Annotated in this window: 16 protein-coding genes; 6 read left to right on the forward strand and 10 right to left on the reverse strand. The window is 44.0% G+C overall.

The genetic code is table 11. The features are described from left to right. The 3 genes from QZ147_RS04765 to purB all read right to left on the reverse strand — a co-directional run. The coding region (locus QZ147_RS04765; RefSeq protein WP_295147617.1) for a hypothetical protein at nt 1-834 on the reverse strand (834 nt) is incomplete at its 3' end. A gap of 74 nt (nt 835-908) precedes the next feature. Then, entirely contained in the window at nt 909-3,284 is a 2,376-nt protein-coding gene (locus tag QZ147_RS04770) for a ribonucleoside-diphosphate reductase subunit alpha (protein ID WP_295147619.1), read from the reverse strand. Nucleotides 3,285-3,495: 211 nt separating this feature from the next. After that, a complete protein-coding gene (purB, locus tag QZ147_RS04775) occupies nt 3,496-4,827 on the reverse strand; it encodes an adenylosuccinate lyase (RefSeq protein WP_295147622.1) in 1,332 nt (443 codons plus the stop codon). 124 nt (nt 4,828-4,951) lie between these two features. On the opposite strand from purB, the gene QZ147_RS04780 reads away from it, so the two are divergent. After that, entirely contained in the window at nt 4,952-5,860 is a 909-nt protein-coding gene (locus tag QZ147_RS04780; RefSeq protein ID WP_295147625.1) for an RluA family pseudouridine synthase, read from the forward strand. A 41-nt stretch (nt 5,861-5,901) separates the two neighbouring features. On the opposite strand, the gene QZ147_RS04785 is transcribed toward QZ147_RS04780, so the two are convergent. Further along, entirely contained in the window at nt 5,902-6,042 is a 141-nt protein-coding gene (locus QZ147_RS04785; protein ID WP_295147628.1) for a hypothetical protein, read from the reverse strand. Between the two features lie 268 nt (nt 6,043-6,310). Here QZ147_RS04785 and QZ147_RS04790 point away from each other — a divergent pair, with 268 nt between their 5' ends. Then, a complete protein-coding gene (locus QZ147_RS04790) occupies nt 6,311-6,673 on the forward strand; it encodes a hypothetical protein (RefSeq protein ID WP_295147630.1) in 363 nt (120 codons plus the stop codon). Nucleotides 6,674-6,717: 44 nt separating this feature from the next. Here the strand turns inward: QZ147_RS04790 and QZ147_RS04795 are convergent, their stop codons facing one another. From QZ147_RS04795 to hisF, 6 genes are read right to left on the reverse strand one after another with little or no spacing between them, the layout of a single operon-like run. Then, nucleotides 6,718-7,638: a hypothetical protein gene (locus QZ147_RS04795; RefSeq protein ID WP_295147632.1), complete on the reverse strand. Its 921-nt coding sequence runs from the start codon at nt 7,636-7,638 to the stop codon at nt 6,718-6,720. Nucleotides 7,639-7,640: 2 nt separating this feature from the next. After that, the gene (locus QZ147_RS04800) at nt 7,641-7,970 is read right to left on the reverse strand and encodes a hypothetical protein (RefSeq protein ID WP_295147633.1); all 330 of its coding nucleotides are present in this window, start codon (nt 7,968-7,970) and stop codon (nt 7,641-7,643) included. Beyond that, nucleotides 7,951-8,055, reverse strand: coding sequence for a cellulose biosynthesis protein BcsF (locus QZ147_RS04805; protein WP_295147635.1), 105 nt, complete (start codon nt 8,053-8,055; stop codon nt 7,951-7,953). The genes QZ147_RS04800 and QZ147_RS04805 overlap by 20 nt, the downstream gene beginning before the upstream one ends. Then, nucleotides 8,052-9,143, reverse strand: a complete 1,092-nt coding sequence (rlmN, locus tag QZ147_RS04810; RefSeq protein WP_295147637.1) for a 23S rRNA (adenine(2503)-C(2))-methyltransferase RlmN — start codon at nt 9,141-9,143, stop codon at nt 8,052-8,054. Before rlmN ends, QZ147_RS04805 begins: the two co-directional genes overlap by 4 nt. Next, a complete protein-coding gene (locus QZ147_RS04815) occupies nt 9,140-9,805 on the reverse strand; it encodes a purine-nucleoside phosphorylase (protein ID WP_295147639.1) in 666 nt (221 codons plus the stop codon). The genes rlmN and QZ147_RS04815 overlap by 4 nt, the downstream gene beginning before the upstream one ends. A gap of 37 nt (nt 9,806-9,842) precedes the next feature. Beyond that, complete coding sequence (gene hisF, locus QZ147_RS04820) at nt 9,843-10,598, reverse strand: imidazole glycerol phosphate synthase subunit HisF (protein WP_295147642.1); 756 nt, start codon at nt 10,596-10,598, stop codon at nt 9,843-9,845. A gap of 119 nt (nt 10,599-10,717) precedes the next feature. Here hisF and rsmA point away from each other — a divergent pair, with 119 nt between their 5' ends. The 4 genes from rsmA to QZ147_RS04840 all read left to right on the forward strand — a co-directional run. Next, nucleotides 10,718-11,512 (forward strand): 16S rRNA (adenine(1518)-N(6)/adenine(1519)-N(6))-dimethyltransferase RsmA, encoded by a 795-nt coding sequence (gene rsmA / locus QZ147_RS04825; protein ID WP_295147645.1) that lies wholly within the window; start codon nt 10,718-10,720, stop codon nt 11,510-11,512. Between the two features lie 590 nt (nt 11,513-12,102). Then, nucleotides 12,103-13,824 carry a ribonuclease J gene (locus tag QZ147_RS04830; protein ID WP_366508780.1) on the forward strand — a complete coding sequence of 574 codons (1,722 nt, stop codon included), beginning with the start codon at nt 12,103-12,105 and terminating at the stop codon, nt 13,822-13,824. A gap of 8 nt (nt 13,825-13,832) precedes the next feature. Further along, nucleotides 13,833-14,795, forward strand: coding sequence for a KpsF/GutQ family sugar-phosphate isomerase (locus QZ147_RS04835; protein WP_295147649.1), 963 nt, complete (start codon nt 13,833-13,835; stop codon nt 14,793-14,795). Between the two features lie 8 nt (nt 14,796-14,803). Continuing rightward, nucleotides 14,804-15,544: pseudouridine synthase (locus QZ147_RS04840; protein ID WP_295147652.1), on the forward strand; the 741-nt coding region annotated here is incomplete at its 3' end.

Here is a 15,544-nt window from a genome sequence, read left to right on the forward strand (position 1 = left end):
ATTATTATCTTTTATATTCATTTCTATAAACTCTTTTTCGTAAACTTTTTTACATATATCGACAAATCTTTGCTTTGCCTCTACTACTTTTAAAAAACTATCTTTCCATAATTTATAGTCAGGTTCTTGAATATGCAAAATTTCTTGATATTTTTTCATGTTAGATGAATATATTTTTATTATATTTTGATAATTATCTCTTTCTGAAATACTTTTAGCATTATCTAAATACTTGTATAATGCATTAAGTTCTTGTCCTATTTTATCAATTGGCAAGATCAGAGATTTTTTTAAATTTTGTTCAATATTATTAATATTTTTTATTTTAAAAATATTAGAGATATTTTCATCAAGCAATAAGTCAGACAACCTACTTTTATGAGAAATATATTTAATTGTTGTATTTGTATATAACTTTTTTATATCTATTAAATTTTGTTTAGCAACCAACTCTTTATTTTTTAAATCTTTTATATTTTTTTCATACACTTCCATTTGTTGAATCAAGTCGTTATTGGTGTTTTTAAGCTCATTTTCTTTCTCATTAAGTTCAGCTATTCTAATATTAGTTGCATTAAGTTCATTTGATTTTTTTAATAATTCTTTTCCGATTTTTTGATTTTCGACAGTAATATTTTGTTCTTTTTCGTTTAATATAGATATTTGTTTTTCTAACGCTTTAATTTCAAATGTTGGCTTGATTGTATAAATATACCCATATATGGCAGTTATTGCAACAATAATAGTTGCAATATTGCCAAGAATAGAATAAGTATCTTTATTTTTTAAAATTCTATAAATACATTTTATAAAACAAAACAGCCAGACTTTCATATTTTTATTTCTCCAAATTGATAAATTAACTGAATTTACCTTATCATACTTTTGTTATTATAAAAACGAGCTATCTACTGACACCCCTCGCACTCGATCGAGCGATCGGCGACGTTGTTTAGTTTTTCGCTATCAGGGCTTTCGGAGCGTAGATAGTAGGTTGATTTTAGTCCCAACTCCCATGCGAGCGTGTAAATTTCGCTCAGATATCCGCCGCTTGCTTTATCCAGGCTCATGAAAATATTTAGGCTCTGTCCCTGGTCGATCCACTTTTGGCGGATGGCGCCGGCACGCACGAGCACGCGCTGATCTAGCTCGTAGGCAGGCGTGTAGAACTGCCACGTCTCAGGGCTGAGATTCGGCACGACGTTTGGTATCATGCCGCTTAGGTTGTGCTCGAACCATTTGCGCTTATACACGGGCTCGATCGTCTGCGTGGTGCCCACGAGTATGCTGATGCTCGACGTCGGTGCGATTGCCATCAGATAGCCGTTTCGCATACCGTCTTTTTTGACCTTTTCGCGCAGTTTGCTCCAGTCGCAGGCGTTCTCGTCAAATAGCCCGCCTCTATCGTTTAGAAGCGCTTTGGCGTTTGCGTTTGCCGTGTCGATAGGCATCACTCCCCTGCTCCACTTCGAACCTTCAAAAAGCGGATATACGCCCTTTTCTACCGCCAAATTTGAGCTGGCGTAGATGGCGTTATAGCTAATATTTTCCATCACGCTATCGATCAGCGCTAGATGCTCGTAGCTGCCCCATTTCACGCCGCGTTCGGCTAGCATCTGCGCCTCGCCCATGACGCCAAGGCCGATCGAGCGGGAGGCTAGATTGGTGTGTTTTACCTTTTTATGCGGGTAGAAATTTAGATCGATGACGTTATCTAGCATGCGTACGGCGATCGGCACGACGCGCTCGATGTCCTCTTTTTTGTTGATTTTGCTTAAATTTATACTCGCAAGGTTGCACACGGCGGTTTTGCCCTCGACGCTTTCTTTTTCGACGATGAAAATTTGCTCGCCGCCGATGCTATCTAGCGCGCTTAGCTTTTTGGCTTTTTTGGTTATGCCGCTATCGACCGTGACGTCTTCTTCTTCGTCAAATAATCGCTCGCCGCCGTTATCAAACGTGATCTTGATCTTGTAGTAGTTTGGTTGCGTATTTTGGAAAATTTCGGTGCATAAATTCGAGCTTCTAATGATGCCGTCGTGGTCGTTTGGATTGGCTTTGTTGGCGTTATCTTTAAAGCACAAAAACGGCATGCCCGATTCAAAATAGCTAGTTAGTATTTTCTTCCATAGTTCCTTTGCCATGACGACGTTTTTTTGGATCTTTTCGTCGTTTTCGTATGCTATGTAGCGAGCCTCGAACTCATCGCCGTATAGATCGCACAGATCGGCGACCTCTGCGGGGTCAAATAGGCTCCAGCGTGCGTTTTCTTTTACGCGTTTCATGAAAAGGTCGTTTATCCAAAGCGCAGGGAATAGCTCGTGCGCTCTGCGGCGCTCTTCGCCCGAGTTTTTGCGCAGATCTAGGAAGTCGCTAACGTCCATGTGCCACGGTTCGACGTAGACGGCTATCGCGCCCTTTCTCGTGCCTAGCTGATCGACGGCGACGGCGATGTCGTTCGTGACTTTTAGAAACGGAATTATACCGCCGGCTGCGTTTTTATGTCCGTCGATGCTGCCGCCCATAGCGCGCACCTTGCACCAGTCCCAGCCGATACCGCCGCCAAATTTGCTAAGAAGCGCCATCTCTTTATAGCTATCGAAAATTCCCTCGATATTATCTGGCGTACTTCCCACGTAGCAGGAGCTTAGCTGGTGGCGCGTCGTGCGGGCGTTTGAGAGCGTCGGGGTGGCGAGCATGACTTCAAATTTGGATATGAGGTCGTAAAATTTCTTCGCCCAGCCTTGGCAGTCTAGTTCGTTTTGCGCGAGGAACATCGCGATCGCCATAAACATCTGCTGCGGTAGCTCGATCGGCGCACCGCTGCGGTCTTTGATGAGGTAGCGGTCGTATAGCGTCTTGATGCCAAGATACGCAAACTGCAAGTCGCGCTCGGGCCTGATGTAGTCGTTTAGATCGTCCAGGTCGTATTTTTCTTTTAGTCCAGGGATGACACGGCCCGCTTTTTCGCCTTTTTGCAGATAGTCGCGTAGGTGGTTGTAGCCGCTAAAGCCCGTGACCTTGTGATAAAGGTCGTACAGAAATAGCCTCGCCGCGACGAAGGTCCAGTTAGGGCGGTCGATATCGATCTTTTCGACGGCTGTTTTGATGAGGGTTTGCTGTATCTCCTCGGTCGTTATCATATCGCGAAATTGAATTTTCGCGTCCACCTCAAGTTCGCTTAGGCTCACGTTTGCTAGCCCTGCAACCGCTTCGCTCGTGTATTTTTTGATTTTAGAAACGTCTAATTCCTCGGTTCTACCGTTACGTTTTACGACTTTCATTTAGGCTCCGGAATTTTTAAATTTTAATCAGAGATTTTACCCAAAAAGAGATAAAAACAGCCTTTTTGAGATGACTAAATAGATATTTTTTAACCGAGATTTTAATTTTGAGAGCAAAATTCGGCTGCCTAGCAAGATATATTTACTAGCATTGTTTTTAAAGTCGAGTAGTCGCGTAAGATAAATTTATAGCCGATCGTCGGCTATAAATTTACTCCCCGAAAACTCTTTTAAAAATCCCGTTCACGTGCCTGGCGTAATACGCATAATCAAAGCACTCTTTTATCTCTGCTTCGCCTAGGCTTGCGCGTAGCTCCTTGTCGGCGAGCAAATTTTGTAAAAATAGGCTCTCGCCGTTTTCGTTTATAGCTTTTTTGCCCTCTTGTAGATCCGCCCAGACCTTCATCGCGTTGCGCTGTACGATTTTGTACGCATCCTCGCGTGAAATCCCGCGTTGCGGAAGTTGTAAAAGCACGCGCTGAGAAAAGACGAGCCCGCCGGTCAAATTTAGATTTTTCATCATATTTTCCGGATAAACTACCAAATTTGCGATCAAATTCGTAATGCGTGCGAGCATAAAATCGGCCGTGATGAAGGCGTCGGGCAGGATAAATCGCTCGACCGAGCTGTGGCTGATGTCGCGTTCGTGCCAGAGCGCGACGTTTTCAAGCGCAGGCGTCACGTATGAGCGCAGCATCCTGCAAAGGCCGGTGATGTTTTCGCTAAGCACGGGATTGCGCTTGTGCGGCATCGCGCTTGATCCCTTTTGACCTGGGCTAAAGTACTCCTCAGCCTCGTAAACTTCCGTCCTTTGGAAGTGGCGCACGGCTACGGCGATCTTTTCGCAGGTGGCGGCTAGGACGGCGATCGCGCTGATGACGTGGGCGTAGCGGTCGCGCTGGATGACCTGATTTGACGCGGGAGCCGGTTTTAGACCAAGCTCGGCGCAGGTTAGCTCCTCAAATTCAAGCGGTGCATGAGCGAAATTTCCCATCGCGCCGCTTAGTTTGCCGTAGGCTGCGACCTCTTTGGCGTCTTGCAGCAGCTTTAGCGCGCGCGCGACCTCGTCGTACCACACCGCAAGTACGAGCCCGAAGGTGATCGGCTCGCCGTGGATGCCGTGGCTGCGGCCGACCATCATCGTGTTTTTGTGCTCCTGCGCTCTGGTTTTGATCGCGCTCATTAGGCCTTTTACGTCTTCTATAATGAGCTCCATGCTGCTTTTGATCTGAAGCGCGACGGCGGTGTCGATGCAGTCGCTACTAGTCATGCCGTAGTGCACGAAGCGGCTCTCATCGCCCAGGCTTTCGCTCACGCTCGTTAGAAACGCGATCACGTCGTGCTTGGTCGTCTTTTCGATCTCGTCGATGCGCCCTATGTCAAATTTCGCGTTTTTGCAAATTTTCTCGCAGTCCGCATCGCTGATGAAACCCAGCTTATTCCACGCCTTAACCGCAGCCTTTTCGACTTCTAGCCACGCACCGTATTTTGCCTGCATATCCCACTTCTGCGCCATCTGTTCGCGCGAATATCTCTCTACCATTTTTAGCCTTTTTTATGTGAATTTTTGTATAATTTTTTAAGGAAAGATTATATAAAAACTGGGCTGAAAAGGCGGTTAGTATCCGCTAAATTTGCCCTTAAATTTTAGATTTAAAGAGCGAAAATTGCCATACATACATAAATTTATCGCGCATGTCAAAGGGCAGAAAGCGTATGAGATTTTACTGCAAAACGGCTATAAAATGCGCGAAGCTCAGCGCCTAATCGACAAAGGCAGGCTTATCTGCGACGGCGCGGTCGTCGGTGAGAAAAATGCCTTGCTAAGCGGCGAAATTTGTCTGATAGAGTACGAGACGAATTCGCGCGGGCTAAAGCCGATTTTTGAGTGCGAGAAATTTGCGGTTTTTGATAAACCTAGCGGCGTACTCAGTCACCCAAACGGCAGACATTGCGAATACTCGTTAAATGATGAAATTTGGTCGCTCTACGGCCGAGAGGCCTCAGTCGCACACCGTCTAGACTGCGAAACGAGCGGACTCATCGTCGTGGGCAAAGATAAAAACGCAGTCGTAAATTTAAAAAAACTTTTTGAAAATCGGCAGGTTTATAAGAGCTACGTCGCGCTCGCGCAGGGAAAGATAAGCGAAAATTTGCGTATCGAGGCAAATATGGATCTAGCAAACGATTATGACGACGTGAAAATGCGAATGCGAATTTGCGAGGACGGCAAAAGCGCTGTGACGGAGATTTTGCCGATAGAGTATATCGCCGATATCGATGCGACCCTGGTGCGAGCCGTACCGCTCACGGGCAGACAGCATCAAATTCGTTTGCATTTGTTCCACGTGGAACATAAGATTTTAGGCGAACCGCTCTACGGTCTATCGCGACCGCAAATCGAGAAAATTTTAGATAAAGATATGAGCGAAAGTGAGCGAATTTTAACGACCGGCGCGCCGAGGTTGCTGCTGCATTCGGATGAAATTAGTTTTAAATTTGACGGCGTAGAATACAAAATAAAATCCAAATTTGATGCGCAAGAAGAATTTTATAAACTCGTAAAGCACGGATAGATTTTAAGCCGATTTGTCAGGCTGTTTTTACGACCGATATTTTATTTTCCGTTCGCTAGTTTTATAAAATCTTGCGGCATAAAAACGGTAAATTTTAGATATGCAACATCCGCCAGCGATAGCGTCAAGCACGAAACGATGCCGCAAAATTTAGCTGCGATTAGGCATGATGCACCCCGCATAAAAAGCGTTTTTATTTCGGTTATATGGTATTGTGTGCTATTGTGTGCTTGGCTGTTTGCTTGGTAACCCTGCTCTATTTCGGTTTTAGTAAAAAGCTAACAAGATAAACTAACGTAAATTTTATCAGTAAATTTGGCCTTGTTAGTTAGCGCGCGGTTAAATTTAGACGGCTGGAAACGGGTTTTAGTACCGACCGGTTGGATTAAGCGAAAATTTATGGGGGGGGGGGGTAGAATTATGCAAAATTTTATTTGAGGAGTATTTTCTATGAGTTTTATTAAAAAAACTTTCGGCGGACTTAGTGCGTCTTATTACCTGCGGCATCTATTTTTCGGTGCTATCTTTACGGCATTGTTTATAGCGCTTATGTATAGTGGAGGCGATAAGCGAATTTTTAGCTATATTATCTTTATCGCAAACACCTTTTTGTATCCGTATTCTCGCTTTGTTTATGAGAGTATCGTTGATTTTATATTTGGAAATAACGTATTTTTCGTAAATGCGCTATTTTTACTTGTAGCAAAATTTATAACCATGCTGCTTTGTTACGGTTTTGCTTTTATTATCGCGCCGCTGGGGCTTTTGTATCTATACTTTTATCATACGAAAAATAAAACCTTTGACGAGTAAAAATCAATTTGCGCGCGGTGGCCGGGCAAATTTATAGCCAAAGGCTAAAAGCCGAATGCCGTCTCGCCGCTGCCGATTTTTAGGGCTTTGCCGCTTTGCGTCATCACGCCTAGGCCGTGCTCCATATCCCACGAGCAGCTAAATTCAAAGCCTATTTTCGCGGTTCTGCCGCTAAGTAAAATATAGATATTTTGTAGCTCCAAAAGCCTACCAAGCTCGTGCGGCGCGTAGATATTTGGCATAAAATCACTCTTTGTCTGGCTCGGATAGTCGTAAATTTCTTGCCATTTTGGATAATTTTTGAAAATCTCGGTTAGAATTTCGTTTAAAATTTCCTCCTGATTTTGCCTTAAAAAATCAATAGCGTTTGAGTGCGTGCGGCTTGGCTCGTATACCTCATCGCCTTTTTTGTTTAGAAACGTGCAATAAAATTTTGCGTCTTGCTCTAAAATTTTACTGAAATGTTCGAGTTCTATCTCAAATCCGAAATCGTCAAATTCATCTTCACCATACTCTTCTTCTATAAATTCAGGCAAAATTTCAGGATTTGCAAGATAATCTTTAAAAAATTTAGCGATGCGTTCGTCTCCAGCAAAGACATAGTCCCTGTCCGCGTCGTAGCTTTTTTGTAGATATTTTAGCGCTGCTTCTTTTTGACCGCAGGCTAGACAGCGCTCGCCTCTATAATAGTCTTTCACGTAGGAGGGGCTATCTTTTGCCTTATCGCACTTATACATCTCATCGATCCAGCGCAGAACGTTGCCGCAGTCTTTCAGCTCTTCGTATTCGCTTATCATGCGGTGCGCGTAGATGTACGCATCGTAGATTTTGTACTTCTCCTCGTCTGCTTCCGCCCATTTTGTTTCTATGAAATTTACGATCTGTGCTTTGGTTATCGTTGATTTTTTAAGTAGCGATTTGCTTAAAAATACGTCGATTTCGTCCATTATTTTTTGCGCGTTCATTGTTACTCCGTTATAAATTTCCTACTGATTTGCCTCACGATCTGAAAATAATCGCCGAATTTCTCCTCGACTTTTTTGAAGTTTTTTATCTTATACGCATCTTTTTTGTCACGATGACAGAGCATCAGATAGATCGTAAAGTGTAAAATATCTAAAATTTCGGCACGCAAATTTCTATCTTCTATCTTGGTTTCTAGGCAGATTTTTAGGATTTTCTTAAAAACTTTCTTATCAAAATAGCAAAAATCATAGAGCAAAACGAAAAACGAGTCGTCATTATCTCTATCTATCTGCTCTCTCAAAAATGCTATATCATCGGTTTTGTTCATCATAAAAAGCTGTCTTTATAATCAGTCCGAGCCCCGCAAAAACCACAACGCAGACGAAAACTATCTGGGATATATCAAGTAGCGTCATTTTGCCGCCTTGGCTATCGTTTTGCCGCTTGTTTGGTTGTCGCGCTCTTTTAGCTGACCGCACGCCGCGCTGATGTCAAGGCCCTTGCTTTGCCTGATAGTGCATGTTACGCCGTGATCGCGTAGGTACGTTTGAAATGCCTCCATATCGGCCGTGTTCGGGCGTCCGTATTCGCTGCCTTCGTGCGGATTAAAGTAGATCAAATTTACCTTCGCTTTGATGCCGTGTAGTAGCGAAACGAGCTTTTTGGCATCTTTTATACCATCGTTCATGTCTTTTATGACGAGATACTCAAACATCACTCGCTTACGCATATCGATCGGGAAGCCTCTCACCGCTTCCATAACGGACTCGATTTTGTAGGCGTTATTTATCGGCATTAGTTTACTGCGAAGCTCGTTAGTAACGGCGTGCAAAGATATCGCTAACAGCACGCCCAGATCCATCTCGCCGAGCTTTTTTATCTGGCTGCCTAACCCGCTCGTGCTAACGGTCTGGCGGCGCGGCGCGATAGCTAACCCGTCGTTTTCCTTTAAAATTTTTATGGCTTTACTAACGTTTTCTAGGTTGTCTAGCGGCTCGCCCATGCCCATATATACGACGTTTACGCGGCGTTCATAGGGGATTTTGTTTTCTCTTTTTATCCACAAAATTTGCCCCACTATTTCACCCGGCGTTAGGTTTCTAGTTAGTCCGCTCTTACCCGTTAGGCAAAACGAACAGCCCATGCGGCAGCCTACCTGCGAACTAACGCAGATCGTATAACGAGCGTGACGCGCTACTTCGCCGTTTTCATCGCTGAGCTCCTCTTTCATCGGCAAGAGTACGCTTTCTATCCGTAGCCCGTCTTTGAGCTCGAAAAGATATTTGATCGAGCCGTCGGCACTCTGCTCAAATTTGACGCATTTTAGCGGATCGAGATAAAACTCCTGCGCCAAATTTGCGCGCAGATCCTTCGGCAAATTTAGCATTTCATCAAAACTCGTTGCGTTTTTTTTGTATAGCCACTCGAAAATTTGCTTCGCGCGAAACGGTGGCGAGAGCTGTTCTTTTAGCTCGTCTAATGTAAAATCAAGCAAATTTTTCAAATGATTTCCTTTTGTTTTAGATATTTTTCGAGCTCATTTTTGGCTTGCTCGTGGTTTTTTATAAAATCTTCGTGTGCATTTTTATTGCAAAAATTCGTCGCTACGAATATGCCGTAAGCCGGGATTTGAAATTTTTGCGCGACTTTAAGTACGGCAAAAAATTCCATATTTTCTAAAAAATATTCGCGATCAAAAAGCTTATGAGCCAAATTTTGGTCGGTCGTGATAAAATTTGACGAATTCACTTTGCATGTTCCACGTGGAACAACAGAGGTGATTTTGCTCTCTATCGGCGAATAGCTCTTGTTTTCTAGGCTTGAAATTTCGATGTTTGCCGCGGCCGAGCTCTCATAAATTTCAAAAATTTCACCTTCCTTGTAAAGTCCTGCCGAGCCTACGAAAATGATTTCGCTCGGTAGTGCGTTTAGAATTTTATCTGGATTTTGGGAAGCTTTCGCACTTTGCAAAATAGGCGAATCTATCAAATTTAGCCTCTCGTCAAGCTGCCGATTGGCAGTTAATTTTTGCTCGTATCTGCCGCAATCATCAACCATAGCTCGCTTTTGTAAAAGCACCGTTAAATTTATGCTCATATCCACTAGCCCTACGCCCATAGGTAGAGCGAACGCAAATACTTCGTTTCGTCCAGCTGAAATAATCACAGCCTGGCCTTTTGCGCGCTAAATTTGAGCTCAAATTTCACAGCCTAACCTCGATGTCTTGCTCCCGCAAATATGTCTTAAGCGTCTTGATTTCGATCTCTCTAAAATGAAAAATCGATGCCGCGAGGCACGCGTCTGCGCCAGCTAAAAATGCGTCTTTAAAGTGCTCCATTTCGCCTGCACCGCCGCTTGCGATCACGGGGATATCAAGCGCACTAAAAATCCGCGTCAAATTTAACTCAAAGCCGTTTTTAACGCCGTCGCAGTCCATCGATGTGAGTAAAATTTCACCCGCACCGCGCTCCTGCGCCTCTTTCGCCCAAGCAAGCGCATCCCTGCCGGTATCCAGCCTGCCGCCGTTTATAAACACGCTATAGCCCTCGCCCGTCCTCTTTGCATCAATCGCGACCAAGACGCACTGCGAGCCGAATTTATTCGCCGCTTCGTCTATCAAATTCGGATTTTTTATTGCGGCCGAGTTGAGGCTTATTTTGTCGCAACCGACGTTTAGTAGGCGCGAGATATCGTCAATCGTGCGTATCCCGCCGCCCACGGTCAGCGGGATAAAAAGCTCGCGCGCGACCCGCCCTACGACGTCCACGATCGTATCGCGCTCAAGGTGCGACGCCGTGATATCTAGGAAACACAGCTCGTCCGCGCCCTCTTCGTTGTAGCGTTTGGCTATCTCGACCGGATCGCCCGCATCCACGAGACCTACGAAATTTACGCCTTTTACTACTCGTCCGTCTTTGACGTCTAGGCATGGGATTATGCGTTTTGATAAATTCGTCATCTTTTTGTCCTTTTTACGGTAAATTATAACAAATTCGGCTTAATCTAATGAGCTTTAAAGCTAATTTTAGCTACAATCGCCTCCGTTTAAAAATTTTGCGCCGTCAAAAAAAGGAAAAAATGGTCGTAGCTAAGAAAAAATTCGGACAAAATTTTTTAATAGATGAGAGCGTATTAGACAAAATCATCAAAGCGATCCCCAAAAACGAACAAAATATCGTAGAAATTGGGGTTGGCTTAGGTGATTTGACGATTAGACTTTTGCGAGATTTTTGCGTTACGGGCTATGAAATCGATGAGGATCTAATCCCGATTTTGCAAAGTAAATTTAAGCAAGAGTTAGCAGACGATCGGTTGAAACTTTTCTGCAATGACGCATTGGTCGCGTGGCGGGAGCGCGGATTAAGCGATAAGCCCTATTTTTTGGCGGCAAATCTGCCATACTACGTCGCGACGAAAATGATACTAAACGCGGTTGAAGACGAGTTATGCGTCGGCTTTACTTTAATGATACAAAGAGAGGTTGCGCTGAAATTTAGCGCGAAAGACGGCGAAAGCGAGTTTTGCGCATTAAGTATTTTAGCCGGATTAGTAGGCGGCTGCGAGCTGCTTTTCGATGTAGCGCCGAGCTGTTTTAATCCGCCGCCCAAAGTTATCTCAAGCGTCATTAGACTGCAAAAAAGTAGAAATTTGGTGGGTATTAGCGGCGTCTTCCAAGATAAAAAGATGCTAGAAAATTTTAAAGGCTTTTTACGAGCCGCGTTTTCATCGCCGCGAAAAACTTTGCTTAAAAATTTAAGCCAAGTTTACGATAAATCCGTGCTTGAAGAAAAGTTTAAAGAGCTGAATTTAGCCTCAACCGTCCGTCCGCACGAGTTAAATATCGCCTCATTTTTAGAAATTTTTGAAAAATAGAAGGTAAGTAAATGGAAAATAATGAAGAAAAAGCGGTATCGACGCAGGGCAAGAGTAATAAAAAGCATAGATTTCGCCCGAAAAATAAAAATCCGAGACATCAAAACGAAGGCGGCTCGTCAGACGTATTAGACAACTTTTTTGCTGACGACGGCGATGGGTTTAACGACGATTTTGGGTTAAATTTGAACGCGAATTTAAGCGGGATTCGTATAGATAAACCTACTAGAAACGCTAACGCAAATTCTAACGGTATAACAAACGATAGAGCTAACGTTAGTAATAATAACGACGCAAATTTAGCTAACAAAAATACGAACGGTAACGTAAATTTAAATAATAAAAATAGTAAAAATTCTAGCGGCGGCAATAATAACCGCAATGGACTTTCTAACAATCAAAACAGAAATAACCGGAATAAAAATCATCAAAAAAATACTAACGATACTAACGCTAACGGCAAGCAAAATTTAAACCAAAACGAACAAGTCGCAAAAATAGATAAACCCAAAAAGCAGCGAAAACCAAAGAAAAATCTGCCCGCTAAACTAAACGGCAACGAGCAGTGGCAGCAGGATATCGCCGCATCTATGCAGGCGAACAAAGCGGTTCACGAGTTAAGGTTAGAGCCGTTAAAATATTTAAATTCAAGCGATCACAAAGTACGCATCACGCCGCTTGGCGGCCTTGGCGAGATCGGCGGAAATATGACGGTCTTTGAGACGGCGACCAGCGCGATCATCATCGACGTAGGCATGAGCTTTCCGAGCGAGAGTATGCACGGCGTGGATATTCTAATCCCCGACTTTGACTACGTACGAAAGATAAAAGATAAGATCGCGGGCGTCATCATCACGCATGCCCACGAAGACCATATCGGCGCGGTGCCTTATTTTTACAAAGAGTTTAAATTTCCGCTTTACGCTACGCCTCTACCGCTCGGGATGATAAATAATAAATTTGAAGAGCACGGACTAAAAGAGGAGCGCGCGCTCTTTCGCTCGGTTGAAAAGCGCAAGCCGTATAGGATCGGGGATTTCGAGGTCGAGTGGATACATATTACGCACTCCATTATCGACGCTAGCGCGTTAGCTATCACGACGGAAGCAGGGACGATCATCCACACGGGCGACTTTAAAATCGACCATACGCCGATCGACGGCTATCCTAGCGATTTGGGAAGGCTGGCACACTACGGTGAAAGAGGCGTTTTATGTTTACTTAGCGATAGTACAAACAGCTACCGCGAGGGCTTCACAAAAAGTGAAAGTAGCGTGGGCAAGACCTTTGACGCGATTTTCTCAAAGGCCAAAGGTCGCGTGATAATGAGTACGTTTAGCTCCAACATCCACCGCGTCTATCAGGCGATCGACTGGGGGTTAAAGTACAACCGCAGGGTCTGCGTAATAGGCCGCAGCATGGAGCGTAACCTCTATACGGCGATGGAACTTGGCTATATTAAACTTGATAAGAAAATTTTCATCGATGCGAACGAGGTCAGTAAATTTAAAGATAACGAGGTACTAATAGTAACGACCGGAAGTCAGGGCGAGACTATGAGCGCACTATACCGAATGGCGACGGACGAGCACAAATACATTAAGATAAAGCCGTCCGATCAGATAATCATCAGTTCAAAAGCGATACCCGGTAACGAGCAAAGCATATCAACCGTGCTAAATTTTCTCATCAAAAGCGGTGCAAACGTAGCTTACCAAGATTTCAGCGAGATCCACGTCTCCGGACATGCGGCGCAAGAGGAGCAAAAACTGATGCTACGCCTAATAAAGCCTAAATTTTTCCTTCCGGTGCACGGCGAATACAACCACATCGCTAAACACAAAGAAACGGCAATCGCCTGCGGCGTAGACGAGCGGAATATCTATTTAATGAGCGACGGCGACCAAATGGAGCTGTGTCAAAAATACCTAAAACGCGTAAAAACGGTTAAAACGGGTAAGGTATTTATTGATAATCAAATTAACAAACAAATTTCAGACGACGTCGTAATCGATAGGCAAAATTTGGCTGAAGCGGGCGTAGTAATGATAATCGCGCAAATTTCAAGAAACGGCGCGAAGTTAATCAATAAACCGCGCGTTATTAGCTACGGACTCGTCGCAAATAAAAACGATCATGAATTTAGCAAAGAAATGGAAGGCGTATTGGAGCAATTTCTAAGTAACGTCAAAGAGGAGCTTTTAAAAGACGGGCGAATGCTCGAAGGGCAAGTACGCCAAGTTATACGCAAACATATTTTTAGAAAGATCAAAAAATATCCGACCATCGTGCCTATAATATATATAATGTAGGGCGCAAAATGAACGATATATTAAAAACCGCTCGCGAAGTATTGACGTTAGAGGCTAACGAGCTAACGCAAAATGCGCTAACGTTGAGTGAAAAATTCGTTAGAGCGGTTAGGACGATGTTTGACGTTAAAGGCAAAATAGTAGTAACCGGCGTAGGCAAGAGTGGGCATATCGGCGCAAAAATCGCCGCTACGCTAGCGAGTACAGGTACGCCTAGCTTTTTCTTGCACCCGACGGAGGCTATGCACGGCGATCTAGGTATGATAAGTAAGGACGATGCGGTGTTAGCGATCAGTTTCAGCGGCGAGAGCGAAGAGGTGGTTAGAATTTTACCTCACGTTAAGCGATTCGGCGTTAAGGTCATCGGTATGGCGCGCGACGAGAGTAGTTCGCTCGGCAAATTTAGCGACGAATTTATTAAACTAAACGTAAAAAAAGAGGCTTGCCCGCTCGGCGCCGCTCCGACAAGCTCGACTACGCTAACATTAGCGTTAGGCGATGCGTTAGCAGTATGTTTGATGAAAATGCGAAATTTTAAACAAGAAGATTTTGCGAATTTTCACCCCGGCGGATCGCTCGGCAAACGACTATTCGTAAAAGTAAAAGATATAATGAGGAGCGAAAATTTACCTATCGTTAGCGAAAACGTCAGCCTAAAAGCCGCGATAGACGCAATGACGCACGGCAAAGTAGGTAACGTCCTACTAACTAATACAAACGGTAAGTTAGTAGCCGTACTTAGCGACGGCGATCTAAGGCGTGCGCTAATGAGCGAAAATTTCGATATAAACGATAGCGCAATCAAATACGCCACTAAAAATCCCAAAATTTTAGACGATGAAAATATGCTCGCCGTGGATGCGCTAACGCTAATCGAAAAATATAAAATTCAGCTGTTAGTCGTCGTAAAAAATAGCGTTCCGATCGGTATTTTACACATTCATGATCTAACGAGTCTAGGATTAAAATAATGCAAAAAATGAGACTAAATAAATTCATATCGCATAACACGAACTATTCGCGGCGCGAGGCCGACGAGCTAATAAAACAAGGTAAAGTTAGCATAAACGGACGCGTCGTTAGCGATATGGGCATTAGCGTTAGCGACGAGGATAAGGTTAAAATCGGCGCGAGACTCGTAAAACTAAAAAAAGAATTTACGATGATCGTCTATCACAAACAAAAAGGCGAGCTCGTAACCAAAAAAGACGACCGCGGGCGGAAGACGATATACGACAACCTACCGAGCGGATTTTCAAAATTTATGAGTATAGGGCGACTTGATTACGCTAGCGAGGGGTTGCTTTTACTAACGGACGCGCCTGCGATCGCTACCGCGCTAATGAATAGCGATATCGAGCGCGAATACTACCTAAAAATAAAAGGCGAGATTACCGAAGAAGTTAAGACGGCGATGAGAGAGGGCCTTTTTGCCGCCGACGCAACTAAAGGCGCACACGCGAAGACGGCGATAAAATCTATGGAGTTTAAACCGTTCGTCGCATTTGACATATTCGGCGCGAGCGGCGGATATACTAAGCTTCGCGTGATGATAAACGAGGGTAAAAATCGCGAATTACGTCGATTTTTCGGTTATTTCGACCTTGAAGTAATGGATTTAAAACGGGTAAGTTTCGGACGCGTCGATCTTGGAATGTTAAAAGAAGGCAAGTGGCGATATTTTTCAACACCCGAATACGAAGATTTAAGAGATTTTTTA

Origin of the sequence: uncultured Campylobacter sp. (assembly GCF_905371695.1) — a bacterium.
In the GTDB taxonomy this organism is placed as follows: Bacteria; Campylobacterota; Campylobacteria; order Campylobacterales; family Campylobacteraceae; genus Campylobacter_A.

What these genes read in the sequence shown, in the direction of transcription:
- QZ147_RS04805 (WP_295147635.1), bottom strand. Translation starts at nt 8,055, where the DNA reads ATGACGCTACTTGATATATCCCAGATAGTTTTCGTCTGCGTTGTGGTT.
- QZ147_RS04835 (WP_295147649.1), top strand. Translation starts at nt 13,833, where the DNA reads ATGAACGATATATTAAAAACCGCTCGCGAAGTATTGACGTTAGAGGCT.
- QZ147_RS04790 (WP_295147630.1), top strand. Translation starts at nt 6,311, where the DNA reads ATGAGTTTTATTAAAAAAACTTTCGGCGGACTTAGTGCGTCTTATTAC.
- QZ147_RS04795 (WP_295147632.1), bottom strand. Translation starts at nt 7,638, where the DNA reads ATGAACGCGCAAAAAATAATGGACGAAATCGACGTATTTTTAAGCAAA.
- QZ147_RS04770 (WP_295147619.1), bottom strand. Translation starts at nt 3,284, where the DNA reads ATGAAAGTCGTAAAACGTAACGGTAGAACCGAGGAATTAGACGTTTCT.
- rsmA (WP_295147645.1), top strand. Translation starts at nt 10,718, where the DNA reads ATGGTCGTAGCTAAGAAAAAATTCGGACAAAATTTTTTAATAGATGAG.
- QZ147_RS04800 (WP_295147633.1), bottom strand. Translation starts at nt 7,970, where the DNA reads ATGATGAACAAAACCGATGATATAGCATTTTTGAGAGAGCAGATAGAT.
- purB (WP_295147622.1), bottom strand. Translation starts at nt 4,827, where the DNA reads ATGGTAGAGAGATATTCGCGCGAACAGATGGCGCAGAAGTGGGATATG.
- QZ147_RS04785 (WP_295147628.1), bottom strand. Translation starts at nt 6,042, where the DNA reads ATGCGGGGTGCATCATGCCTAATCGCAGCTAAATTTTGCGGCATCGTT.
- hisF (WP_295147642.1), bottom strand. Translation starts at nt 10,598, where the DNA reads ATGACGAATTTATCAAAACGCATAATCCCATGCCTAGACGTCAAAGAC.
- QZ147_RS04830 (WP_366508780.1), top strand. Translation starts at nt 12,103, where the DNA reads ATGCAGGCGAACAAAGCGGTTCACGAGTTAAGGTTAGAGCCGTTAAAA.